The 23709-nt window shown below is 72.4% G+C and carries 18 protein-coding genes; 10 read left to right on the top strand and 8 right to left on the bottom strand.

All coding sequences use genetic code 11. From position 1 onward, the window contains the following. The first annotated feature begins 42 nt into the window (after nt 1-42). Nucleotides 43-2967, top strand: a complete 2925-nt coding sequence (gene gcvP / locus GIS00_RS21720) for an aminomethyl-transferring glycine dehydrogenase (RefSeq protein ID WP_154770514.1) — start codon at nt 43-45, stop codon at nt 2965-2967. Between the two features lie 4 nt (nt 2968-2971). Here the strand turns inward: gcvP and GIS00_RS21715 are convergent, their stop codons facing one another. Further along, the gene (locus GIS00_RS21715; protein WP_196073399.1) at nt 2972-4822 is read right to left on the bottom strand and encodes a substrate-binding domain-containing protein; all 1851 of its coding nucleotides are present in this window, start codon (nt 4820-4822) and stop codon (nt 2972-2974) included. A gap of 417 nt (nt 4823-5239) precedes the next feature. Here GIS00_RS21715 and GIS00_RS21710 point away from each other — a divergent pair, with 417 nt between their 5' ends. The 7 genes from GIS00_RS21710 to rny all read left to right on the top strand — a co-directional run bounded on the left by GIS00_RS21710 (nt 5240) and on the right by rny (nt 14182). Further along, complete coding sequence (locus GIS00_RS21710; RefSeq protein WP_154770512.1) at nt 5240-6055, top strand: PspA/IM30 family protein; 816 nt, start codon at nt 5240-5242, stop codon at nt 6053-6055. 32 nt (nt 6056-6087) lie between these two features. Beyond that, nucleotides 6088-6900, top strand: a complete 813-nt coding sequence (pspM, locus tag GIS00_RS21705; protein WP_154770511.1) for a phage shock envelope stress response protein PspM — start codon at nt 6088-6090, stop codon at nt 6898-6900. A gap of 290 nt (nt 6901-7190) precedes the next feature. Further along, nucleotides 7191-9395, top strand: coding sequence for an Hsp70 family protein (locus tag GIS00_RS21700; RefSeq protein ID WP_322098279.1), 2205 nt, complete (start codon nt 7191-7193; stop codon nt 9393-9395). A gap of 202 nt (nt 9396-9597) precedes the next feature. Further along, complete coding sequence (locus GIS00_RS21695) at nt 9598-9807, top strand: DUF3046 domain-containing protein (RefSeq protein WP_407666898.1); 210 nt, start codon at nt 9598-9600, stop codon at nt 9805-9807. 375 nt (nt 9808-10182) lie between these two features. Continuing rightward, nucleotides 10183-11220 carry a recombinase RecA gene (gene recA / locus GIS00_RS21690; RefSeq protein ID WP_154770508.1) on the top strand — a complete coding sequence of 346 codons (1038 nt, stop codon included), beginning with the start codon at nt 10183-10185 and terminating at the stop codon, nt 11218-11220. A 2-nt stretch (nt 11221-11222) separates the two neighbouring features. Continuing rightward, on the top strand, nt 11223-11921 hold the full coding sequence (locus tag GIS00_RS21685; RefSeq protein WP_154770507.1) for a regulatory protein RecX: 699 nt from the start codon (nt 11223-11225) through the stop codon (nt 11919-11921). A gap of 323 nt (nt 11922-12244) precedes the next feature. Continuing rightward, nucleotides 12245-14182, top strand: coding sequence for a ribonuclease Y (gene rny, locus GIS00_RS21680; RefSeq protein WP_154770506.1), 1938 nt, complete (start codon nt 12245-12247; stop codon nt 14180-14182). Here rny and GIS00_RS21675 read toward each other — a convergent pair. Continuing rightward, on the bottom strand, nt 14145-15068 hold the full coding sequence (locus GIS00_RS21675; RefSeq protein ID WP_154770505.1) for an EamA family transporter: 924 nt from the start codon (nt 15066-15068) through the stop codon (nt 14145-14147). The two genes, rny and GIS00_RS21675, sit on opposite strands and share 38 nt — an antisense overlap. Before the next feature lie 100 nt (nt 15069-15168). On the opposite strand from GIS00_RS21675, the gene GIS00_RS21670 reads away from it, so the two are divergent. Next, nucleotides 15169-16092: a LysR family transcriptional regulator gene (locus GIS00_RS21670; protein ID WP_154770504.1), complete on the top strand. Its 924-nt coding sequence runs from the start codon at nt 15169-15171 to the stop codon at nt 16090-16092. Between the two features lie 54 nt (nt 16093-16146). On the opposite strand, the gene GIS00_RS21665 is transcribed toward GIS00_RS21670, so the two are convergent. The 4 genes from GIS00_RS21665 to GIS00_RS21650 form a co-directional block, all read right to left on the bottom strand. After that, nucleotides 16147-17031, bottom strand: coding sequence for an amino acid ABC transporter permease (locus GIS00_RS21665; protein WP_154770503.1), 885 nt, complete (start codon nt 17029-17031; stop codon nt 16147-16149). Further along, on the bottom strand, nt 17028-17729 hold the full coding sequence (locus GIS00_RS21660) for an amino acid ABC transporter permease (protein WP_154770502.1): 702 nt from the start codon (nt 17727-17729) through the stop codon (nt 17028-17030). Before GIS00_RS21660 ends, GIS00_RS21665 begins: the two co-directional genes overlap by 4 nt. A 162-nt stretch (nt 17730-17891) precedes the next feature. Next, entirely contained in the window at nt 17892-18851 is a 960-nt protein-coding gene (locus tag GIS00_RS21655; RefSeq protein WP_230313923.1) for a glutamate ABC transporter substrate-binding protein, read from the bottom strand. A gap of 208 nt (nt 18852-19059) precedes the next feature. Next, the gene (locus GIS00_RS21650) at nt 19060-19788 is read right to left on the bottom strand and encodes an amino acid ABC transporter ATP-binding protein (RefSeq protein WP_154770625.1); all 729 of its coding nucleotides are present in this window, start codon (nt 19786-19788) and stop codon (nt 19060-19062) included. A gap of 346 nt (nt 19789-20134) precedes the next feature. On the opposite strand from GIS00_RS21650, the gene miaB reads away from it, so the two are divergent. Continuing rightward, nucleotides 20135-21658, top strand: a complete 1524-nt coding sequence (gene miaB, locus GIS00_RS21645) for a tRNA (N6-isopentenyl adenosine(37)-C2)-methylthiotransferase MiaB (RefSeq protein WP_322098278.1) — start codon at nt 20135-20137, stop codon at nt 21656-21658. Nucleotides 21659-21709: 51 nt separating this feature from the next. Here the strand turns inward: miaB and GIS00_RS21640 are convergent, their stop codons facing one another. After that, nucleotides 21710-22147: a VOC family protein gene (locus GIS00_RS21640; protein WP_154770499.1), complete on the bottom strand. Its 438-nt coding sequence runs from the start codon at nt 22145-22147 to the stop codon at nt 21710-21712. 34 nt (nt 22148-22181) lie between these two features. Continuing rightward, nucleotides 22182-23696 (bottom strand): DUF349 domain-containing protein, encoded by a 1515-nt coding sequence (locus GIS00_RS21635; protein ID WP_407666906.1) that lies wholly within the window; start codon nt 23694-23696, stop codon nt 22182-22184. Between the last annotated feature and the right edge of the window lie 13 nt (nt 23697-23709).

Raw genomic sequence — 23709 nt, 5'->3', positions numbered from 1 at the left:
GTACCCGGGCGCCTGCCGTCCGGCCGAGCACGAGGTGACCGGATGAGCCCGATCGACCACACCAGCGGCGCGCACGTGGACTTCTCGGCGCCCTCGCCGCTGGATCCCCAGTCCTTCGCCGCCCGGCACATCGGGCCCGACGCCCCCGGCATCGCCGCGATCCTGCAGGCGCAGGACCAGGCGGACCTGGACGCGCTGGCCGACGCGGTGGTGCCGGCCGCGATCCGGTCCGGGGCCCTGCAGCTGCCGGCCCCGGTGTCCGAGGTCGCCGCGCTCGCCGAGCTGCGCGCACTGGCCGCGAAGAACACGCCGATGGTGCAGATGATCGGCCTCGGGTACCACGACACCCTGGTTCCGGGCGTGATCAAGCGGAACATCCTGGAGAACCCGGCCTGGTACACGGCGTACACGCCGTACCAGCCGGAGATCTCGCAGGGCCGGCTGGAGGCCCTGCTCAACTTCCAGACCGCCGTCTCCGACCTCACCGGACTGGACGTCGCGAACGCCTCGATGCTGGACGAGGCCACCGCCGCCGCCGAGGCGATGACGCTCATCCGCCGGACCGCGCGCTCCAAGTCGGCGCGGTTCGTGGTCGACGCCGACACGCTGCCGCAGACCGTCGCGGTGATCCGCACCAGGGCCGAACCATTGGGCATCGACGTCGTGGTGGCCGACCTCGCCGGCGGTGAGCTGCCGGTCGGTGACTTCTTCGGACTGCTGCTGTCCTACCCTGGCGCCTCCGGGGCCGTCGTCGACCACGCCGAGCTGATCGCCGAGGCGCACCGCCGGGAGGCGAAGGTCGCCGTGGCCACCGACCTGCTGGCGCTGACCCTGCTGCGCGCGCCGGGGGAGATCGGCGCGGACGTGGCGGTCGGGTCCTCGCAGCGCTTCGGCGTCCCGCTGGGCTTCGGCGGCCCGCACGCCGGATTCATGGCCGTCCGCGCCGACATCCAGCGGCAGCTGCCCGGCCGGCTGGTCGGCGTTTCCCACGACTCGCACGGCAACCCGGCATACCGGCTCGCCCTGCAGACCCGGGAGCAGCACATCCGCCGGGAGAAGGCGACCAGCAACATCTGCACCGCGCAGGTGCTGCTGGCGGTGATGGCCTCGATGTACGCCGTCTACCACGGCCCGGAGGGCCTGCGCCGGATCGCCGAGCGGGTGCACGGGCGGGCCCGCACCCTGGCCGGCCGGCTGGCCGCGGCGGGTGTCGAGGTGGAGCACGACGGCTTCTTCGACACCGTGCGCCTGCACGTGCCCGGCCGGGCCGCCGAGATCGTCGGCGCCGCGCGGGATCTCGGCGTCAACCTGTGGCGCGACGGCGCCGACCACGTCCAGGTCTCGGTGTCCGAGGCGACCACCGACGAGCACCTGGACGCGGTCGCCGGGGCCTTCGGTGCCTCCGGTGCCGGGGACGGGGCGGCGTTCGGCGGCCTGCCGGAGGCGGCCGCCCGCACCTCGGAGTTCCTGACCCACCCGGTCTTCCACGAGTACCGCTCGGAGACCGCGATGCTGCGCTACCTGCGCCGGCTCTCGGACAAGGACCTGGCGCTGGACCGGACGATGATCCCGCTCGGCTCCTGCACGATGAAGCTGAACGCCACCGCCGAGATGGAGGCGGTGACCTGGCCGGAGTTCGCCGGGCTGCACCCCTATGCGCCGGTGTCCGACGCCGCCGGCCTGCTCGAGCTGGTCGGGCAGCTGGAGGAGTGGCTGGTCGAGATCACCGGCTACGCCGCGGTGTCGCTGCAGCCGAACGCCGGGTCGCAGGGGGAGCTGGCCGGCCTGCTGGCCATCCGCGGCTACCACGCCTCCCGTGGTGACGAGCACCGCACGGTCTGCCTGATCCCCGCCTCGGCGCACGGCACGAACGCGGCGAGCGCCGTGATGGCGGGCATGCGGGTGGTGGTGGTCGGCACCGACACCGGCGGCAACATCGACATGGACGACCTGCGCGCCAAGGTCGCGGTGCACGCCGACAGCCTCGCCGCGATCATGGTCACCTACCCGTCCACGCACGGTGTCTTCGAGGACACCATCACCGAGCTGTCCGAGGTGGTGCATGCCGCGGGCGGCCAGGTCTACGTCGACGGGGCCAACCTGAACGCGCTGGTCGGCGTGGCCAGGCCCGGCGCCTTCGGCGGCGACGTGTCGCACCTGAACCTGCACAAGACCTTCTGCATCCCGCACGGCGGCGGCGGACCGGGTGTCGGCCCGGTCGCGGTCGCCGAGCACCTGCGGCCGTTCCTGCCCTCGCACCCGCTGGCCGGCTCGGCCGCGGCCGCCGGCCGGGACGCCGAGCTCGGCGCCGACCGGCCGGAGTTCGGCTCCATCGGCGCGGTCTCGGCCGCGCCGTGGGGGTCGGCGTCGATCCTGCCGATCTCCTGGGCCTACATCCGAATGATGGGCGGCGACGGCCTGCGCCGCGCCACGCTGACCGCGATCGCCTCGGCGAACTACATCGCGCGGCGGTTGGACGAGCACTTCCCGGTGCTCTACACCGACGCCCGCGGCTTCGTCGCGCACGAGTGCATCCTGGACCTGCGGCCGATCACCGCGGCCACCGGCGTGAGCGTCGACGACGTGGCGAAGCGGTTGGCGGACTACGGGTTCCACGCGCCGACGATGTCCTTCCCGGTCGCCGGGACGCTGATGGTCGAGCCGACCGAGAGCGAGGACCTGCGCGAGATCAACCGGTTCTGCGACGCGATGATCGCGATCAAGGGCGAGATCGACAAGGTCGGTGCGGGCGTCTGGCCGGCCACCGACAACCCGCTGCGCGGCGCCCCGCACACCGCGGAGGAACTGGCCGGCGACTGGGAGCACCCCTACACCCGGGCCGAGGCGGTCTTCCCGGCCGGCGTCTTGCCGTCCTCGAAGTACTTCCCGCCGGTCGGCCGGATCGACGGTGCCTTCGGCGACCGGAACCTGGTCTGCTCCTGCCCGCCGATCGAGGCGTTCGCCTAGGGCCTTACCGGGCGAGGGCGGTGAGGGCGTCGGCCAGACCGGACGGGTCCACCTGCTGATGGGTGCCGCCGCCAGCGGCGGCGATCTCGTCGAGCGCGCCCTCGTTGACGGCGCTGGTCAGCGACAGGATGTCCAGCTGCCCGGGGGTGCTGCCCTCGAGCAGGGTGATGAGCTCGTCGCGGGACAGGCCCGGGGTGTCGTCGCCGTCGGCGGTGATCAGGATCAGCCGGCGCTGCTGCCCCTGCGGCACCTCGACCGACCCGAGCAGCGGCCAGATCGTCTGCAGCGCACCGTAGGTCTGGTTGTTGCCGGTCGGCTGCCAGCCGCCGAGTGCCTGCTGCAGCTCGGCGGTCCGGGCGGCGGTGAGCACGCCCGGGGTGAGCTGCTCGGTGGCGTCGTTGTCGACCTCGGAGTTGGTGATCCAGAGTCCGTACCCGGCCTCCGGCGCTGCGCCGGTGGTGGCCGCGATCGCCTCCTGCACCCACTGGTTCAGGTTCTTGCCGTCGACCGTCTCCAGCATCGCCGCCGACTGGTCCACCAGCACGACCACCGTCGGCCCGGTCTGCACGGGGGCGCTCGGGCTTGTCGGTGTCGTCGGTGTCGTCGGTGTGGTGGGGGTCGTCGGTGTGGTCGGTGGGGTGCTCGTCGTGCTGCCGGGGCCGTTCGGGCTGGTCGAGGTGCTCGGCGGCGTGCTGCTGGCAGGCGGGGTGCTCCCGCTGGTCGGCGGCGTGCTGGTGGCGGTGTTCGGGGTGGTCACCCGGCGGGCACCGGCGGCGACCAGGGCCGCGCGAGCGGCGGCGTCGGCGCGGGGGAGCGGCGTCACCGTGTGGTCCAGGTCGACACCGGGGAAGGTGGCCGGTGTGCCGTCCGGCACCCGGAACCCGGCCTGCACGAAGAACGGGGTGCCTGCGGCACCGGACAGGTAGGAGTTGAACTGCGCGGCCGCGTCGCCGGTGGTCGGGTCGACCCAGTCGCCGCTCAGCGGCACCGAGTAGATCTCCGCCGACGCTGTCGGGCCGGTCGGGTAGATCGCGCCGATCCGCGGGTTGTCGCCGGCCGGGGTGGACGTCGCCACCTCGGCTTCGTAGGCCGGGACGGCGGCCCCGGTGCCGGCCGCCATCACCCGCAGCGTGCTCGCGGTGTTGCCGGTGGTGACGCCGGCGGCGAGGCGGGACAGCAGGGCGGACGAGGCGTCGACCTGCGCGGCGGTCAGACCGGCGGTGCCCGCGGAGCCGCCGGGGACGGCCGCCACGATCGATTCGAGTGCGGCCACGGTGGCCGAGTTGCCGTTGGTGGTGGGCAGCACCAGGGACGCCGTCGACCCGTCGGTCAGCATCGGCGGGGTGGTGCCGGCCAGGTCCGCCCAGCTCATCTCCGTCCCGGCGTTGGCCGAGCGCACGGCGATGACCACCGGCGAGGTGGCCAGCGGGGTGGTCGACCGACCGGAGGTGATGGCGGCGTTCTCGTCCTCGACGGTGGTCAACTCGGTCTCGTCGTCGGCGACCCAGAGCGCCGGGGCCGGCACCCCGGTCACCGTCCACCCACCGATCAGGTTCGACGCCACCGTGCTGCCGTCCATCGCCGTGACCTCGGTGCTGACGCAGCTGGACCGGGCCACGGGCGAGGTCGCGTCGAAGGCGGCCGCGGCGGCGGTGATCGCCGGGGCCACCGACGGGGCGGCGACGACCTGCAGGGTGGTGGTGGACGCACAGCCGGTGGTCGCCTGGTCGTCGTCCCGGTTGACGAGAACGAACGCGACCACCGCGCCGACGATGAGCACGACGACCACCGCGATGACCACGGGCCAGGCGGCGATGCCCCGGCGGCGGCTGGAGGCAGTGGCGTGCCGGCCCATGGTCTGCGGTCCTCTCGTGCGGATCACCCTGCGCGCCAGGATCGGGGCCGATCGGGTGCAGCGCCGTACCGTCCGCGGGACCGCGGACGACCGACGCCTGGTGCAACTCTGGTACGAACTCTGGTACGAACTGTAGCCAGCCGTCCACCTGCCGTTCGACCTCACCGGTCGATCGGTGCACCTCGGGTGGTACCGATCGCTCGGCAGTGGGGTCATTGCCACCACCCGGGCCACCCCTGACGGGTGGCGGCGGGATGGGGGGATCCGGTGCGGGTCGGCTCGGGGATCACCCGGAATTCGCTGCCTCGGCCGGGGTGATGGTGGAAGCTGACGGCGTCACCTGACACCATGGGAGCAGACAAGCGAACGACGTCGGTCGCCGCTGGATGTCGCCGAGGCGAGAGGAACGTATCCAAGATGGCCAATCCGTTCGTGAAGGCCTGGAAGTACCTGATGGCACTGTTCTCCTCGAAGGTGGACGAGTACGCCGACCCGAAGGTGCAGATCCAGCAGGCGATCGAGGACGCCCAGCGCCAGCACGCCGCGCTGTCCCAGCAGGCCGCCGCCGTGATCGGCAACCAGCGCCAGCTGGAGATGAAGCTGACCCGGCAGATGGGCGACGTCGAGCGGCTGCAGGCCTCGGCCCGCCAGGCCCTGGTGCTCGCCGACGAGGCGCGGGCGAAGGGCGATGCGGTCAAGGCCGGCGAGTACGAGCAGACCGCCACCACCTTCGCCACCCAGCTGGTCGCCGCCGAGCAGCAGATGGAGGACCTCAAGCGCATGCACGACCAGGCGCTGCAGGCCGCCGAGCAGGCGAAGAAGGCCGTCGAGAACAACGCGATGAACCTGCAGACCAAGCTGGCCGAGCGCACCAAGCTGCTGTCCCAGCTGGAGCAGGCGAAGATGCAGGAGCAGGTGTCCGCCTCCATGCAGTCGATGTCCGCGCTCACCGCGCCGGGCAACACCCCGTCGCTGGACGAGGTGCGGGACAAGATCGAGCGCCGGTACGCGAACGCACTCGGCGCCAGCGAGCTGCACCAGAACTCGGTCGAGGGTCGGATGCTCGAGGTGCAGAAGTCCACGCTGGAGATGGCCGGTGCCTCGCGCCTGGACCAGCTGCGCGCCCAGCTGCACCCGGAGCTGTCCGCCCAGCAGGGACGGGCCATCGACACCTCGGCCGGTGCCGCGGGCACCCAGATCCCGCTGGACAAGCAGACCAACCAGCAGGGCTGACCCGCCGCAGCTCCGGATCCTCGACGACACCCATGAGCCGACCTCCCGCCCGCACCCGCCAGGCCCGCACCGCGCTGGTCAAGGGCATCCAGGCCGCCGGTCAGGTGCGGGACGTCGCCGGTGAGGCGTTGCGCGTGCGCCGCGACCCGTCCCGGGTCGCGGTGCGTCGGCATGCCGCGGCCAAGCGCCGCACCGTGGCGTGGTCGCTGGTCTCCCTCGGCGCCGCCGCCGGTGGTGCGCTGCAGGTGTACTGGATGGTCACCGACGCGGTCACCGCCGGTGCGGTGATCTGGACGGTGTTCGCCCTCGCGGTGCTGCTCTGGTCGGTGCCGCAGGTGACCCTCGGTCTCAAGGACGTGCGCTACCGGCGCAAGCTGATCGACACCCTCCCGCCGCCGCAGCCCGACCGCCCGGCCGTGCCGCCGATGGTGCGCCGGCAGATCCAGCGGCTCGGGGCGCTGTCCGACGGGTTGCGCCAGCTGGTCGGGATGATCGGGCTGGTCGACGACGACGCCGTGCTGGCCCTGCGCCGCGAGGTGATCGCCGATGCCGACGCCGCCGAACTGCGGCTGCGCCGCCGGGCCCAGGAGCTGGCCGGCCTGCTGCGCGCCCGTGACGTGTCCGCCGGGCAAGGCCGCGCCGGACTGGACGACACCGTCCGGATGATCGTAGAGGAGATCGACCGGGGCGTCGCCGAGTACGGCGAGCTGGTCACCGCGGCCACCGACACCGTGGCCGCCGGTGAGCAGCTCCGCGTACAACCGGAAGCGCTCGAACACACCACCGACCGGTTGCGGTCGCTGGCCACCGGGATGCGCGCCATCAGCGGCGCCGGCCCGGTCTGAGCCGTTCGTCCGGATCTTCCCGGCTCCGCCTGTGTTTCCTTTCCGGCTCCGCCGGAGGCGTGACACACTCCCGGCACACCGGCCGATGGAACCGTGGAGCGGGTCTGCTGCGTCGATGAAGGACAGGTCCCGGATGTGATGCGGGGCGGATCCGGATCCTGATGTCCGGAATCGCCCCCGTGCCGCCTCCTGGATCCGCAATCGTTGGTGCACGGACGGCCTGGACCCTCAGCGCTGCCCTGCGGATCGTGCCGGAACGCCTCCGGGACGGTGGGGAAGGAGCGGGACCGGTGGACGTCCTGGGCTTGGATTTCGGCACGTCGAACACGGTGGCGGTGCTCCGCTCCGAGGGGCGCGAGCCGCGGGTGCTGTCGATCGACGGGTCCGGCTGGATGCCGTCCTGCGTGTACGTCGACGACGACGGGTCGCTCGCCGTCGGCCGGGATGCCGAGCGCAAGGCCCGCCTCGCGCCCGAGCGGTTCGAGGCGAACCCGAAGCGCCGCATCGACGACGGCGAGATGCTGCTCGGGGTCCGGGTGGTGCCGGTGGTCGACGCGATCGCCGCGGTGCTGGCCCGGGTCGCGGAGGAGGCCCGCCGGCAGCTCAACGGCCGCTCGCCGGACGAGGTGCACCTGACCCACCCCGCGCAGTGGGGCTCGGCCCGGCAGAACGTGCTGCTGGCCGCCGCCCGCGCCGCAGGCCTCGGCCCGGAGATCGTGCTGATGCCCGAACCCGTCGCCGCCGCAGCACATTTCGCCTCGCTGCCCGGCAAGTCGCTGCCGGAGGGCGCCAGCCTGGCCGTCTACGACCTGGGCGGCGGCACCTTCGACGTCGCCGTGGTGACCAGCACCCCGACCGGCTTCTCCGTGCTCGCCGAGGCCGGGCTCCCGGACGTCGGCGGCATCGACTTCGACCAGGCCGTCGTCGACCACCTCGGCAGCCGGCTCTCCGCCGCCGATCCGGCCCGCTGGCAGGCGATCATGCGCCCGCGTACCGCCGCCGACCGCCGCGCCGCGCGGACGCTGCGCGAGGACGTGCGGGCCGCCAAGGAGACGCTGTCGCGGTACGCCCAGACCGACCTGACGCTGCCCGAGCCGTTCGAGGACACGCTGCTCACCCGGCGCGAGTTCGACGGCCTGATCCGGCCGGTGGTGGCCCGGACGGTGGACCTGGTGGCGACCACCGTCGCCCGGGCCGGACTGGACCCGGCCCGGCTGGCCGGGGTGTACCTGGTCGGCGGGTCGAGCCGGATCCCGCTGGTGGCGACCATGATCACCGAACGGCTCGGGGTGGTCGCCACCACCCTGGACCAGCCGGAGACCTCGGTGGCGATGGGCGCGGCGCTGGCCCCGGCCGGGTCCCGGCCGCAGACCCGGACCGCCTTCGTCCCCGGTGCGCCGGAGATTCCGGGCCGACCGTCCGCTACGGGATCGGTGCCGGCCGCACCGCCGTCGATGCCGCAATCCGGTCAGCCGCAACCGGCTCAGCCGCAGCCGGCTCAGCCGCAGCCGGGCCAGTCGCAGTCCGGTCAGCCGCAGTCCGGTCAGCGTCCGCCTGCCGCGGCCGGCCCCGCTGTCCCTTCCGCACCTCCGGCGCAGCAAGGTTTCGCGCCCGCGGCCGCGCCCTACCCGGCGGCGGGCGGCTACCAGCCGCCGGCCGCACCCGTACAGCAGCCGGCGTGGAGCGCGGCCCCGCCGTCCGGCCCGATGCCGTCCGCGCCGTTCTCCGGGGGTCCTCCCGCGTACGTGCCCGGTCATCCCGGGCAGGGCGGTGGCGACGGCGGGGCGGCGGCACGCAAACGCCGGATGCAGCTGCTGATCGCCGCCGCCGTGGTGGTCGTGCTCGGCGTGGTGACCACGGTGATCCTGCTCAACCGCTCCTCGGGCAACGAGGCCGGCGGCGGCGGGACGGGTCCGGGCACCACCGGTCCCGCGCTGCCGCCGGTGACCACGGGGCCCGGGACGACCGGTCCGGTCGGACCGACCTCGCCGCCGGTGACGACCGACCCCCCGGTGACCTCGCCGGCTGCGGGCGACTGCGGCGAGCCGGACAGCCGCGGCATCACGGCCTGCATGACCGCCACCACCGGGCAGTTGTTCGGCGCGATGAGTTGCACCAAGGACCTGTCCGGGTTCGAGGACCAGGACCAGGCCCGGCAGGTCGAGGCCCTGCTCACCACCTACACGCTCTGCCGGGAGTCCTCGGACACCTTCGGGCTGGTCTCGATGCAGGCCGACAACATGGCCGACCTGCAGGCCGCGGCCGGAGTGGTCACCCAGAACGCGACCCAGGTCGGCAGCGGCACGTGGTCGACGGAGAACGGGGAGCAGGGGAACTACATCTACGCCACGCTCGAGGGCGAGGGCATCGTCTACTGGGACGGCGGCGCCGCCACCCCGGTTATCAACTTCATGACCGCCACCACCGGGACCCAGAGCACCGCCGAGAGCATGTTCGAGGCGTGGAAGCAGCTCTTCCCGGCGACGCTGGGCTGAGATCCTGCGGCCGTTGCGCCGGACTCGGCTCCCCGCCGGTGCGGTGGGTCGGCGGTCGTTCGGTCGCGGTCGTTCGGTCGCGGTCGTTCGGTCGCGGTGGTTCGGCGCGGTGGATCGGGCGCGATGGTTCGGGCGCGATGGTTCGGTCGCGGCGGGTCGGTCGCGGTGGGTCGGGCGCGGTGGATCGGTACTGTGGGATCCCGTGCGCATGACGGAGTTCCGGGCCCTGATGACCACCCAGTTCGGCCCGTACCGGGCCGCCTCGGTGGCCGGTGACCATGTGTTCGCCGAGTTGGGCGGGCTCACCGCGGACCAGGCGCTGGACGCGGGGGAGGACCCGAAGCGGGTGTGGCTCGCGGTGTGCGAGGCCTACGACGTGCCGGAGAAGCTGCGGCACGGCCTGCCGGACTGAGCCCGGTCGGAACCACGCCCCTCCGGACCCCGGAGCTACCGGACCCACCCTCCGGCCACCGCCGGGCGGCGTTCTCTGCCCGACCGGCCGTTCCAGAGGTGCTCCGGACGTGCTCCGGGCAGGCCCGGTCGCCTCTCGGCGCCTTTCCGGCAGTGCCGCGCCGGGCCGGCAGAACCGGTCGCGAAGAAACTGCGCGCGACACGCCGCGAGGTGTTCGTGCTCGAACATCTGTACGTCTACAGTTGTCCACACATCCCGAAGTGTCCACAGCGGTTCCGCCGCTCCGGGCGACTGTCGGTGCCGGAATCTAGCGTCAGGCGGGACATGAGCAGAAACCCCACCTCCGGGGGGAACACGAAAGGTACGGGTACGGCCATGACGGCACCTGATCGCGAGAAGGCTCTCGGCATCGCGCTCGCGCAGATCGAGAAGCAGTTCGGCAAGGGCTCGGTGATGCGCCTCGGCGACGACGGGCGTGCGCCGGTCGAGGTGATCCCCACCGGCTCCATCGCGCTGGACGTGGCGCTGGGCATCGGTGGGCTGCCCCGCGGGCGGATCATCGAGATCTACGGGCCGGAGTCCTCCGGCAAGACCACGGTCACCTTGCACGCGGTGGCCAACGTGCAGGCCGCCGGCGGCATCGCGGCGTTCATCGACGCGGAGCACGCGCTGGACCCGGAGTACGCCCGGGCCCTCGGCGTCGACACCGACTCGCTGCTGGTCTCCCAGCCGGACACCGGTGAGCAGGCGCTGGAGATCGCGGACATGCTGATCCGCTCCGGCGCCATCGACCTGGTGGTCGTCGACTCGGTGGCCGCGCTGGTGCCCCGGGCCGAGATCGAGGGCGAGATGGGCGACAGCCACGTGGGTCTGCAGGCCCGGCTGATGTCCCAGGCGCTGCGGAAGACCGCGGGCGCGCTGAGCAACACCGGCACCACGATGATCTTCATCAACCAGCTGCGCGAGAAGATCGGCGTCATGTTCGGCTCGCCGGAGACGACGACCGGTGGCAAGGCGCTGAAGTTCTACGCCTCCGTCCGGCTCGACATCCGCCGCATCGAGGCGCTGAAGGACGGCACCGACGTGGTCGGCAACCGCACCCGCGTCAAGGTCGTGAAGAACAAGATGGCCCCGCCCTTCAAGCAGGCCGAGTTCGACATCGTCTACGGCACCGGCATCTCCCGCGAGGGGTCGCTGATCGACGTCGGCGTGGAGCAGGCGCTCGTCCGCAAGTCGGGTGCCTGGTACACCTACGACGGCGAGCAGCTGGGCCAGGGCAAGGAGAACGCCCGGAACTTCCTGAAGGACAACCCGGACGTCGCCGACGAGATCGAGAAGCGCATCAAGGAGAAGCTCGGCGTGGGTGCCCGCGTCGACGTCGATGCGCAGGCCCCGGCCCCGGTCGACTTCTGATCATGCCGGCCGATCACCGGGACGACCCGGGGATCGCCGCCGGGCAGGACATGGATCGAGCAGCGAGGTTGGCGCTGCTCGTCCAGCAGATCGCCGCCGTGGGGTCCGACCATCCATCGGACCCCACGGAGGGGCGGTCCCGGACGTCCGGCTCCGCGGCCGGACGGTCGGGACGTGCGAGATCTCGCGCTGCGGATCCGGCGACGACCGAGCAGGGGCCGACCGACTCCGAGCAGGAAGCCGCCGCCAAGGCGATCTGCCTCCGGCTGCTCACCATCGCGCCGCGGCCGCGGTCACGCCTCGAGCAGGCCCTGCGCCGCAAGGAGATCCCGGACGACGTCGCCGAACGGGTGCTCGACCGGCTCACCGAGGTCGGGCTGATCGACGACGCGGCGTACGCCCAGGCCTACGTCCGCACCAAGCACCGTGATCGCGGGCTGGGCCGCTCCGCGCTGGGTCACGAGCTCCGCCGGCTCGGTATCGACAAGGCCGCCGTGACCGATGCGGTCGACCAGGTGGACGGCGACGACGAGCGCGAGCGGGCCACCCAACTCGTCGCCAAGCGGATCGGACCGGCGATGGCGGCCGGCCCGGACGCGGCCCGACGCCGGTTGATGGCCTTCCTGGCCCGGCGTGGCTACTCACCCGATCTGACCATCTCGGTGGTCGAGCAGGCGGTGGACTCCTACCGCTCGGCGTGACCCGCTCACCCGGCCGACCCCGCCGGCCGCTGCGGCGCGACGCGCCCGGGCGGCGCTCGCCTTGACCGCCGGTGGACGCGACCTTAACGTGGAGGTCACAGGAGAATCACGACGCGGAACCGTTTCACCGTTACGCCTCGCATATAGAACAGCTGCATCGAACCTGCCCGGTCCCTCAGGGCATCTTCAAGGCGACGACCCCAGGTCGATCGCCTGTACGACGTCACCCGTCCGCACGGGTGGCGGTCCGCGGTGATCCTCCCTCCGTCTGTGCGACGGTGCCGCAACGTCAGCGCGACGGCGCCGGAATCGGGAGGTGTCACATGCCCACCGCAGTGGTCGTCGTGCTGGTCGTCGTCGTCCTCGCCCTGCTGGTCGCCGTGCTGTTCCTGGTCCGCCGCAAGCCCTCCGCCACCCCGATCGACGAGTCCGTGCTGCGCCGGCTGTTGGCCGAGACGGTCTCGCAGGGCGCCACCGCTTCCGGCGGGAGCACGACGGCCGGCACCGACCGGGCCGGGCAGCACGCCCGGCACGCGGTCGACGACACGCCTGCCGGCACCGGCCCTGCGGAGAGCGCGGTCGGCACCACCGCACCGGGGTCGGACCACGCAACGGCCGAACTCCGCGCACAGGCGACCGAGGCCGCCGCCGAGATCAGGAAGGCCGCGGCCGACGCGGCGGCGGAGCTGCGGGAGCGGGCCAGGGCCGACGCCGATCGGCAGCGCACCGATGCGCGGGCAGACGCCGACCGGATCCTCGGCGCCGCCCGCGCCGAGGCCACCGAACTCCGCACCCATGTGCACGCCGAACGCGAGCGGATGGCCAAGGAGGCCGCCGACGCGCTGAGCGGCGAACGCGACGAACTCGCCCGCGGGCAGCGCCGGATGCGCGACGCGGTCGAGGCGCTGCACACCGACCAGGAGGCCCTCGCCGCGGAACGCCGGCGGCACGGCCAGGAACGCGACGAGCTCGACCGCCTGCGCGCCGCTCTCGCTGCCCGCGAGGAGGAGATCCGGGCCGGCCGTACCGAGCTCGAGCAGCGCCGGACGGAGCTGCAGGAACAACGCGACACCCTGGCCGGCGAGCGGACCGCTCTGGACGCCGACGTCCGGCGCCAGGAGCAGGAGCTGGTCCGGGTCTCCGGCCTCACCGTCGAGTCGGCCCGTACCGAGCTGCTCGCCGCACAGGAGGAGAAGGTCCGGCACGACGCCGCGGTGATGATCCGGCGCATCGAGTCCGAGGCCGAGTCGACCGCGAAGTCGCGGGCCCGGGCGATCGTGACCGAGGCGATCCAGCGGGTCGCCTCCGACCAGACCTCGCAGACCGTCGTCTCCGTCGTGCACCTCCCGGCCGACGAGGTCAAGGGCCGGATCATCGGCCGGGAGGGGCGGAACATCCGCGCCTTCGAGACGGTCACCGGCGTCAACGTCATCATCGATGACACCCCCGAGGCCGTATTGCTGTCCTGCTTCGACCCGGTGCGCCGGGAGATCGGCCGGGTCACCCTGCAGATGCTCATCGACGACGGGCGGATCCACCCGCACCGCATCGAGGAGGCGTTCGAGCGGGCCGGCGACGAGGTGGACGCGCTGTGCCGGCGGGCCGCCGAGGACGCGCTCATCGACGTCGGCATCACCGACCTGCACCCGGAGCTGGTCAAGCTGGTCGGCCGGCTCAAGTACCGCACCTCCTACGGCCAGAACGTGCTCGGCCACCTCGTCGAGACCTCGCACATCGCCCGGGTGATGGCCGCCGAGCTCGGCATGGACCCGAAGGTCGTCGCCCGCGGCGCCTTCCTGCACGACATCGGCAAGGCGCTCACCCACGAGGCACAGGGTTCGCACGCCATGGTCGGGGCCGACCTCGCCCGGCGCTTCGGCGAGAGCGAGGAGGTCGCGCACTGCATCGAGGCGCACCACGACGAGGTCGCGCCGAGCACCGTCGAGGCCGTGCTCACCCAGGCCGCCGACAGCTGCTCCGGCGGCCGGCCGGGGGCACGCCGCGAGTCGCTCGAGTCCTACGTACAGCGGCTGGAGCGGATCGAGGCGATCGCGTCGGCGAAGAAGGGCGTGGAGAAGGTCTTCGCCATGCAGGCCGGTCGCGAGCTCCGGGTGATGGTCAAGCCGGAGACGGTCGACGACCTGGAGGCGCACGTGCTGGCCCGCGAGGTCGCCAAGCAGATCGAGGAGGAACTGACCTACCCGGGTCAGGTCCGGGTCACCGTCATCCGGGAGTCGCGGGCGACAGAGATCGCTCGCTGAGCTCCGGACCCGGCCGGGCACCGGCCCGGGCCGCGCCGATGCCGGCCATCACCACGAGGCACAGGCCGACCAGCGGGGCGAGCCGCGGGATCTGGTGCAGCGCCACCGCGCCGATGACCAGTGCGATCGCCGGTTCCAGGCTCATCAGCACACCGAAGGCGGCAGTGGTGAGCCGGCGCAGTGCGAGCAGCTCCAGGCTGAACGGGATCACCGGCAGCAGCACCGCCAGACCCAGGCCGGCGAGCAGCAGCGGCAGGTCCAGGGTGTCCAGCACCGCCGGCGCCGACCCGGTGAGCCCGACGGTCGCGGTGGCCACCAGTGCGGCCACCGGCATCGAGACCGACAGCCCCTTGAGCCCCTCCACCTCGTCGCCGGCGCGCTGGGTCAGCAGGATGTAGGCCGCCCAGCACACCGCCGCCCCCAGGGCGAAGGCCACGCCGGCCAGATCGGTGGCCGATCCGGATCCGCTGTGCCAGGGCTCGGTGAGCAGCAGGATCCCGGCCGCCGCCGGCAGCGCCCACCACCGCGCCCGGCCCCGGCCCTGCACCACCGCGACCGACAGCGGTCCGAGGAACTCAAGGGCGCTGGCAGTGCCGAGCGGCAGCCGCTGCACCGCCGCCATGAAGCAGAGGGTCACCCCGCCGGTGGCGACGCCGAGCAGCACGCAGGTGACCAGGCCCCGACGGGTGAAGTCGCGGCGCCGTGGCCGGGCGAGCAGCACCAGCAGCACGGCCGCCCAGGCGAGCCGGAGCCAGGCGGTGCCGTCCGGGCCGAGCCGGTCCAGCAGACCCACCGACACGGCGAGACCGAGCTGCACGCAGCACATCGAGACGACGGCGAACGAGACGCCCACCCGGGACGGGGACAGCAGCGACGGGACGGCCATGCAGTGATGGAACCGCGCCGACACCGTTCATGTCCACGTGGCGATCCCTGACAGAATGTTCGCGATATCTGAACGAATCGAGGAAGCGGGGGAACGCACCATGGAGACCAGGCGGCTGGAGCTGTTGCTGGCGTTGTCCCGACTGGGCTCGATGCGCGAGGTCGCGGATGCCGGCGGGATGACGACGTCCACGGTCTCGCAGCAGCTCGCCGCGCTCGCCAGGGAGGTGGGTACCCCGCTGCTGGAGCCGGACGGTCGGCGGGTCCGGCTCACCCCGGCCGGGCGGCGGTTGGCCGACCATGCGGTCGGGGTGTTGGCAGCGGTCGAGGCGGCCCGGCTCGACCTGGATCCGGACGCGGTCCCGGCCGGCGTGGTCCGGGTCGCCGGTTTCGCCACGGCGGTGCGGCGGGACCTGATGCCGGTGGTCCGGGACCTGGCGGCGACGCATCCCGGGGTGCAACTGCAGCTGCACGAGTTCGAACCGCCCGAGGCGCTGGCCCGGCTGGCGGCCGACGAGGTCGACCTAGCGCTGGTCTACGACTACGCGCTCGCCCCGGTCGCCACCGATGCCGGTCGCTCGGCCGTCGAGTTGTGGTCCAGCCGTTGGGGTCTCGGTGCGCCGGGAGAGGGTGAGCAGCTGCTCCCCGCGGACCGGGACGCCGCCGCCGTCTGTGCGGTGTACCGGAACCTGGACTGGATCGTGAACTCCCGCAACACCGCGGACGAAGTGGTGCTCCGGATCCTCGGCGCACAGGCAGGTTTCGTCCCGCGGATCACCCACCAGGTGGACAGTCTCGAGCTGGTCCAGGAGATGATCGTCGCCGGCCTCGGGGTGGGACTGCTGCCGCAGTCAGCGCCGACGGTGCCCGGCGTCGCAGTGCTGCCGCTGCGCCGGCCCGACGTCCGGCTGCGGGCCCGGGCGGTCACCCGGCGGGGGAGCGAGGGCTGGGCGCCGCTGGCCCTGGTGCTGGACCGGCTGGTGGCCGGGGCCGCCCGGCGCAGCGATCCCTGGCTGCAGGGCTGATCCGGCGGGATGCCGGCGCAGCGATCCATGGCCGCCCCGGCCGGCCCGCCCGGCTCAGACGCCGCCGGTGTTGAGCTTCGCGGTGGTGACGGCCATCGGTTCGGCGGCGCCGCCGCGGCGTCCGCCGCCGCGCCGGGTGCGCAGCCTCTTCTCCAGGTAGCTCGCGAGGAAGCCGAGGGCTAGGTTGAGCAGGATGTAGATGACGGCGATGACGACGTACGTGGGCAGCAGGTTCTGGTAGTTGCTGGCCGAGGTACCGGCCATCCGGCGGAGCTCGACGTAGCCGACGAGGATGCCGCCGAGCGCGGTGTCCTTGACGACGACCACCAGCTGGCTGACCACCGCCGGCAGCATAGCGGTGAGCGCCTGCGGCAGCAGCACGTTGGTCATCATCTGCGTCTTGCCCAGGCCGATCGCCAGGGATGCCTCGGTCTGGCCGCGGGGCAGTGAGAGGATCCCGGCCCGGAAGATCTCGGCGAGCACCGACCCGTTGTAGAGGACCAGGCCGATGACCACACCGGCCAGCGGTGAGGAGAAACCGAACACCTCGAACCACAGCAGGAACGAGAAGCTCATCAGGATCAGCACCGGGATGGCCCGGAAGAACTCCACGACGATCCCGGCCGGCACCCGGATCCAGGCGTGGTCGGAGAGCCGGGCGATGCCGAGCAGCGCGCCGATGGGCAGCGCGATCACCACCGAGATGGCGGCCGCCTTCAGCGTGTTCAGCAGGCCGGGCAGCAGGTAGGTGGTCCAGTTCTGGCCCTCGAGGAACGGGCTCCACTTCGCGGCGGTCAGCTGCCCCTTGCCCGCGAGGATGTCGATGACCCACCAGATCCCGGCGATCAGGACGGCCGCGAAGATCACCGAGATGACCAGGTTCAGCCGCTTCGCCCTGGGGCCGGGGTGGTCGTAGAGGACCGTCGCCTTGTCGCTCATCGCCGCACCGCCGCCTTCTTGGCCACCCAGCCCAGGATCAGGCCGACCGGGAGGGTGAGGATCACGAAACCGAGGGCGAACACGATGAAGATCGCCAGGAACTTGTCGGCCTCGTTCTCGAACAGGGTGTTCATCAGCAGCGAGGCCTCGGCGACGCCGATGGCGGAGGCCACGGTGGTGTTCTTGGTGAGCGCGATCAGCACGCTGGCCAGCGGTGCGATCACCGCCCGGACGGCCTGCGGCAGCACGATGATCCGCAGGACCTGGGTGAACTTCAGTCCGATGGCGCGGGCGGCCTCGGCCTGGCCCGGCGGCACGGTGTTGATGCCCGACCGGACCGCCTCGCAGACGAAGGTCGAGGTGTAGAGGATGAAGCCGAGCACCGCGAGCCGGAAGTTCTGGCTGTTCAGGAAGCCCTGCGGGTTCACTCCGGGCTCCCGGACCGCGAGCATCAGGCCGAGCTGCGAGTACAGCACCTGCGACATCATGATGATGATGACCGTCAGCGGGATGTTCCGGACGATGTTGACGTAGGCCGTCGCGAACCCGCGCATGATGGGGACCGGACAGACCCGCATCCCGGCGAGCAGGACGCCGAGCACGAACGAGCCGATCGCCGACCAGAAGGTCAGCTGGATGGTCATCCAGAAGGCGCCCAGCACGTCGTACCGGGGGTCGGACAGGAAACTGAAGTCCATCGGCCCTTCCTGCGGCTCACGGGTCCCGCGTCACGGGGCCGTCGGATGTCTGCTCTCGGGTGCTGCTCGCCGGACCCGCGGACCGGTGGCGACCGTCCGGCCGGGGACACCCCTCGGGGTCCCCGGCCGGACGTGCGCGGTGCCGCGGTCGGGCCGGTCGGATCAGCCGACGGTCGGCGGCTCCGGGATGGTGTAGCCGGACGGGCCGACGGTGTCCTCGAGTGCCTTGGCCCACGAGCCGTCGGCGATCATGGCCTCGATGGCGGCGTTGATCGCCTCGGTGCCGGCGGTGTCGCCCTTGGCCAGGCCGATGCCGTAGTTCTCGTCCGAGAAGCCGTTGCCGACGACCTTGAACTCACCCGGCGACTGGGCGGCAAAGCCCGCGAGGATGACGTCGTCGGTGGTCACGGCCTCGACCACACCGGTGCGCAGGTTCTCCACGCACTCGGAGTAGGTGCCGAACTCCTGCAGCGCCACGTCCGCGGCGTAGGTGTCCTTGACCTTCTGGGCCGAGGTGGAACCGGTGACCGAGCAGAGGATCTTGCCGCCCATCGCCTCCGGCCCGGTGATGTCGGTGTTGTCGGCCTTGACCAGCAGGTCCTGGTGGGCGATGAAGTACGGCCCGGCGAAGTTGACCTTCTCCTTGCGGGTGTCGGTGATCGAGTACGTGGCGACGATGAAGTCGACCTCGCCGCGCTCGATCAGGCCCTCGCGCTCGGCCGACTTGGCCTCGACGAAGGTGATGCCCGACTCCTCGACGCCGAGCTCCTTGGCGACACCCTTGGCGACCTCGACGTCGAAGCCGGCGTAGCTGCCGTCCGGCTGCAGCAGGCCCAGGCCCGGCTGGTCGAACTTGATGCCGATGGTCAGGGTTCCGGCGGCGGCGTCGGTGAGCACCTTGGAGTCACCGGCCGATGCGGAACCGGTGGCCGAGCCGGTCTCCGAACCGCCGGACGAGGTCTCCGAACCGGCCGAGGTCGGTGCCTCGCTGGATGCCGCGGCGGAGCTGGAGGCGGGCGCGGTGGTGGCCGGCGCGGTGGTGGTCGCTGCCGGCGTCGAGTCGGATCCGCACGCGCTGAGCGCGAGTGCGGCAGCCACTCCGGCGGCCAGGGTGGTCGCCATGCGGCGCAATCTCATTCTGCTGTCCCTTCGATCTTTCCGGCCCGCGGAGGTGGGCCGATCCGGTTGGTGATGGGTGGTCGGTGATCTTCTCGTGGTGCTGCGGTACTGCTGGAACCGTGGGGTAAAGGCGGGAAAATGTTCTGCTGCACTGCAGGAATCGCCAGGTGGGACCCGGTTCGGCGCGTTCCGGCACGGGTGTCGGCCGGGTTCAGTGGGTGAGGATCTTGGAGAGGAAGTCCTTGGCGCGGGCCGAGGACGGCGTGGTGAAGAAGGTGTCGGGGACCTCGTCCTCCACGATCTCCCCGTCGGCCATGAAGATGACCCGATCGGCGGCGCGCCGGGCGAAGCCCATCTCGTGGGTGACGACCAGCATGGTCATGCCCTCCTTGGCCAGCGAGGTCATCACGTCGAGCACCTCGTTCACCATCTCCGGGTCCAGTGCCGAGGTGGGCTCGTCGAAGAGCATCACCTTGGGCCGCATGGCCAGGGCCCGGGCGATGGCCACCCGCTGCTGCTGACCGCCGGAGAGCTGGGCCGGCAGCTTGTCCTTCTGCGAGGCGATGCCGACCCGCTCGAGCAGCGAGAGTGCAAGCTCCTCGGCCTTTTTCGCCGGCATGCCGCGGACCTTCACCGGCCCCAGCATGACGTTCTGCAGGATCGTCTTGTGCGCGAACAGGTTGAACGACTGGAAGACCATGCCGACGTCGGCGCGCAGCTGGGCCAGGGCCTTGCCCTCCGACGGCAGCGGCACGCCGTCGATGGAGATGCGGCCCGAATCGATCGGTTCCAGCCGGTTGATGGACCGGCAGAGGGTGGACTTGCCGGAACCGGACGGGCCCAGCACCACCACGACCTGGCCGGCCGGGACCTCCAGGTTGATGTCCTTGAGCACGTGCAGATCGCCGAAGTGCTTCTGCACGTCGACCATCGAGACCATGCTCAGCCCGGACCCGCTGCCCGCTGCGGCGCCGGCTGCCGGTGACGCCGTCGGAGTCCCGTCCACTCGTCCTCCATGTCCGTGCGTTGCCCGCGCAGGCGGCCGCCTGCCGTCCGCTGACCCTGGCACAGTGGTCCCCGGCGCACCAATCCTCGAACCCTCGGTCATCAAACCTTTACGTAAAGGCGACCTGAACCAGACGAAACGGTCCTTTGTTACGACGGTGTACGAACGATCCTCCGCCGGCCGGGTGATGCCGTGAGGACGTGCCACGCATCCGGGCGTACGCGCGCCGGCCGCGGTCGGGAGTTCGGGGGAGTCCCCGGCCGGACGTATCCTGCAGACCGTGACCGCAGTGCTCCCCACCGCCCCGACCGGCCGCGACGGGCTCGCCCCGACGTACCGCGTCCGCACCTACGGGTGCCAGATGAACGTCCACGACTCCGAGCGGCTGTCCGGGTTGCTGGAACAGGCGGGCTACACCGCCGCGGCCGAGGACGCCGAGCCCGATCTGGTCGTGCTGAACACCTGCGCGGTCCGGGAGAACGCGGACAACAAGCTCTACGGCAACCTGTCCCACCTGGCGCCGGTCAAGGCGCGCCGGCCGGGCATGCAGATCGCCGTCGGCGGTTGCCTGGCGCAGAAGGACCGCGGCGAGATCCTGCGCCGGGCACCGTACGTCGACGTCGTCTTCGGCACGCACAACGTCGGCAGCCTGCCGGTGCTGCTGGAGCGCGCGCGGCACAACGACGAGGCCCAGGTGGAGATCCTGGACGCCCTGGAGGTCTTCCCGTCCTCGCTGCCCGCGAAGCGCGACTCGGCGTCGTCCGCCTGGGTGTCGATCTCGGTCGGCTGCAACAACACTTGCACCTTCTGCATCGTGCCTTCGTTGCGCGGCAAGGAGAACGACCGGCGCCCCGGCGACATCCTGGCCGAGGTGGGCATGCTCGCCGCGGAGGGCGTGCTGGAGGTGACGCTGCTCGGCCAGAACGTCAACTCCTACGGTGTCGAGTTCGGCGACCGTGGCGCCTTCGCCGACCTGCTGCGCGCCTGCGGGCGGGTGGACGGCATCGAGCGGATCCGCTTCACCTCGCCGCACCCGCGGGACTTCACCACCGACGTCATCGCCGCGATGGCGGAGACGCCGCAGGTGTGCCCGCAGCTGCACATGCCGCTGCAGTCCGGCTCGGACAAGGTGCTCAAGGCCATGCGGCGCTCCTACCGCAGCGCCCGCTACCTGGCGATCCTGGACGAGGTCCGGGCGTCGATCCCGGACGCGGCCATCACCACGGACATCATCGTCGGCTTCCCGGGCGAGACCGAGGACGACTTCGAGCAGACCCTCGACGTCGTCCGGCGGTCCCGGTTCTCGGCGGCCTTCACCTTCCAGTACTCGCCCCGGCCGGGTACCCCGGCCGCGACGATGCCGGACCAGGTGCCGCCGGCGGTGGTTGCCGACCGGTACCGCCGGCTGGTGGCGGTGGTCGAGGAGTCCGCGCTGGCCGGCAACGGCGCGCAGATCGGCCGCACGGTGGAACTGCTGGTGGCGGCCGGGGAGGGTCGCAAGGACACCGCGACCCGCCGGATGAGCGGGCGGGCCAGGGACGGCCGGCTGGTGCACTTCGCCCCGGAGGGTGTTGCCGAGGGTGCGATCCGGCCCGGCGACGTGGTGACCACGACGATCACCGCTGCCGCTCCGCACCACCTGATCGCGGACGGTCCGGTCCTCTCGCACCGCACCACCCGCGCCGGCGACCGCTGGGCGCAGGGCATCACCCCGGCCACCCCGGGGGTGGGGCTGGGCATGCCGCGCATCGGTCGGCCGGCGGTGCAGCCGATGGCGACGACCGGGGGCTGCTCGGCCGGCTGAACCCGGATCCGTCGCGTTCCGCGACCGCCTGCTCGGTCGCGGGGTGCCCGGTCAGCCGTCGGCGCGATCCGCAGCCGTGCCGAAACCGTCCTGGCCGGAGCGCTCGTCGGCGGACTGCAACTCCTGGAACAGGGTCAGCTGCAGGCCGGCGGGCGCGTCCAGCCGCGAGTTCAGCGACTGCCACGGGGTGCGGGTGGGTGATGCGATCAGCGTCGCGCCGGCCCCGACCAGGTCGTCGGTGACCGCCGCCGCGTCGTCCACCTCGAAGGCGACCCGGATCCGCGGGCTCGGCGTCCCGCCCGCCTCGACCCGGTCGATCATCTGCTTCTGTGCCGGGTTCGCGATCTCCAGGGTCGCGCGGCCGGCGTCGAGGATCGCCACCCGGGCGTCACCGTCACCTTCGAACGCCATCGACTCCGGCAGGCCGAGCACGTCCCGGAAGAAGTGCACGGCCTGCTCGTAGTCCTCGGCCTCGACCACCAGCCGCAATTGGTGGACCCGGCCCTGGTGCGTCAGTGGGTCCTCAGCTCTCGACGGCGCCCTGGGCGGCGGACAGCCATTCCTCCCACTGCACCGCCTGCGCGTCGGCCTGCTTCGCGCGGCGCTCGTCCCCGGCGGCCCTGGCCTTGGCGGCCTGGGTCCGGAAGGACTCGGCCCGCGACCGGAACTGCTCGATCCGGGCCGCGGTCTCCGGGTCGGTGCGCCGCCAGTGCGAGTCCTCGGCGCGCCTGACCCGCTCCTCGATCGCGCGCAGCCGCTGGTCGAACTCCCGGATCCGCTCGCGCGGCACCTTCCCGGCGGCCTCCCAGCGCTCCTGGATCGACCGCAGCGCGGACCGGGCTGCGTCCAGTCCCTTGTCCGGGTCGATGGTCTCGGCCTCGGCGAGCAGCTTCTCCTTCGCGGCGGCGTTGGTCTCGAACTCGGCGTCGCGTTCGGAGAACGTCTGGTTGCGGTGCGAGAAGAACCCCTCCTGGGCGGCGCGGAAACGGGTCCAGAGTTCGTCCTCGACGTCCCGGGGGGCGCGGCCCGAGGCCTTCCACTCCTCCATCAGCGTGCGGTACTCGCCGGCAGTGCGACCCCAGTCGGTCGAGGAGCTCAGCTCCTCGGCCCGCGCGATCAGCTTCTCCTTGGCCTCCTTGGCCGCTCCGCGCTGCTTGTCCAGGTCGGCGAAGTGCGAGCCCCGGCGCCGGGTGAAGGTGTCCCGCGCCTTGGCGAACCGCTTCCACAGCGCGTCGTCGGTCTTGCGGTCGATGCCGTGGATGGTCCGCCACTCCTCGACGATCTGCTTGAGCCGGTCGCCGGTGGCCTTCCAGGCGGTCGACTCGGCCAGCTGCTCGGCCTCGTCGCAGAGGGCTTCCTTGGCCGCCACCGCGCGGGCCCGGGCGGCGGCGCGGGCCTGGCCGGCGCCGGCGATCGCCGCGTCGGCGGCACCGATGACGATCTCCAGCCGGGCCGCGGCGGAGTCGAAGTCGCCGATGGCGGCCAGCGAGTCCAGCGATTCGCGGAGCTCGACCGCATGGGTGCGGGCGGCCTTCGGGTCGCCGGAACCGGACGCGAGCCGGGTCTCCAGCAGCGCGATCTCGGTGACCAGGTCGTCGAACCGGCGGCCGAAGTGCGCCAGCCCGGCCTCGACGTCACCGGCCTGCCAGCTGCCGATGGAGCGCTCGCCGGAGGTCGAGTAGACGAAGACGCCGCCCTCCTCGTCGATCCGGCCCCACTTGTGCGGATCGGTCGGCTCGACCACCGGTTCCACGGTGACCGGCGGGTGGGCCGGGCCGGCGCCGGGACCACCGGGGCGGCCCGGACGGGCGCCGGGGGCACCCGGACGGCCCGGGCGACCGCGGCTGCCCCGGGACCGGCCGCCCGGCGCGCCGGGGGTGGCCGCCGGTGCTGCAGCAGAGTCGGTGGTGGGGACCTCAGGAGCAGCCGTGTCGACGGCGGGGGCTTCGGAGGCGGGGGATTCGGCCCCGGGTGCGCCGGCCGGTGCTGCGTCGGAGGCCGGTGCCGGGTCGGCAGCCGGGGCCTCCGTCGCGGGCACCTCCGCAGCCGGT

The organism is Nakamurella alba (assembly GCF_009707545.1).
GTDB lineage: Bacteria > Actinomycetota > Actinomycetes > Mycobacteriales > Nakamurellaceae > Nakamurella > Nakamurella alba.
This window is presented reverse-complemented; position numbering and strand designations above follow the sequence as displayed.